The organism is Pseudoalteromonas neustonica, assembly GCF_001653135.1.
GTDB lineage: Bacteria > Pseudomonadota > Gammaproteobacteria > Enterobacterales > Alteromonadaceae > Pseudoalteromonas > Pseudoalteromonas neustonica.
Window position 1 is genome coordinate 1 of sequence record NZ_BDDS01000066.1, and the last position, 1,058, is coordinate 1,058.

Here is a 1,058-nt window from a genome sequence, read left to right on the forward strand (position 1 = left end):
TTTTTATGGCTAACATCAATAGCAAATTCAGGATCGTTACAGGCTTTGGTTTTACGAAACCATTTACCGTTCCAATGATCATACGCTTCGTGGCTGGTAACACTTGGCGTACTAAAGTAGGTAATACGCAAATGCTTATGCGTGGCCATGGCTTGTGCAAGGCCGCGCAGCGTTTTGTATTTAGGTATCCAAAACACTTCATCTATATATAAGTCGCCGGATTCGGATTGCGCCGTACGCGCATTGGTTGACTTAAATATCAGCTTAACCGTTTTTCCGCCGGCTAAATTAAGCACCATCGGCGAGCCAGTTAGTTCAATATTAAAATGCTCACGGCACAGCGCTACAATATTGGCTTTAAATACTTCGGCTTGGTCGCGGCTCGCCGATATAAATATTTTATTGCGGCCATTTACTATCGCATCGTAAAAGGCTTCAAACGCAAAATAGAAGGTTGCGCCAATTTGGCGGGGTTTTAGTATAAAGCGGGCGCGGTGGTCTTGGTTATCAAACCAATGTTTTTGGTGCGGGTAAAGTAGTGTGTCTTTAAGCGTGTTGAGCATTTCAAGCGTAATGCCTGAGCAATCGTTCTTCTTTTTCTTCTTCGATTTTTTATCATTACTGTTATGACTGCCGCCGCTATTATTGCTAGTCGCATCGTCATTACTTGCGCGTTGTTTAGGGGTGGGGGCTAATTTACTTTTATTAAGCGCGCATAATTGGCGCGTGCAAAAATCTAATTCTTTATAGTCAGCGTCGGTTTTATTGTCTTTATCGGCCAGTACATTTATGCGTTTGCTAAAGGCCATTTCGGCGTTATAGCTTGGACACATATCCTCCCACTTTCCCGCCTCAGCCCAACGGCGAACGCTACGCGCACTTGGCATATCGTTAAGCTCGGCGATTTCGTCCACCGTGTAGCCTTCAACAACATACAAATCTTGTGCTTTTTTGCGTATGTCTGGTCCGTAGTTCGCCTTCATATTGCACCGCGTTTATTAATCCATAGCGGCAGTGTATTCGTTATAAAGCGCTTAATCTGTTAGTCAAAAACCTAG

At 44.0% G+C, this 1,058-nt stretch carries 1 protein-coding gene; it reads right to left on the minus strand.

Going from position 1 to position 1,058, the window contains the following annotated elements; genetic code table 11:
• Positions 1 to 983: terminase large subunit domain-containing protein (locus tag A7967_RS22115; protein WP_209438572.1), on the minus strand; the 983-nt coding region annotated here is incomplete at its 3' end.
• Positions 984 to 1,058: the final 75 nt, after the last annotated feature.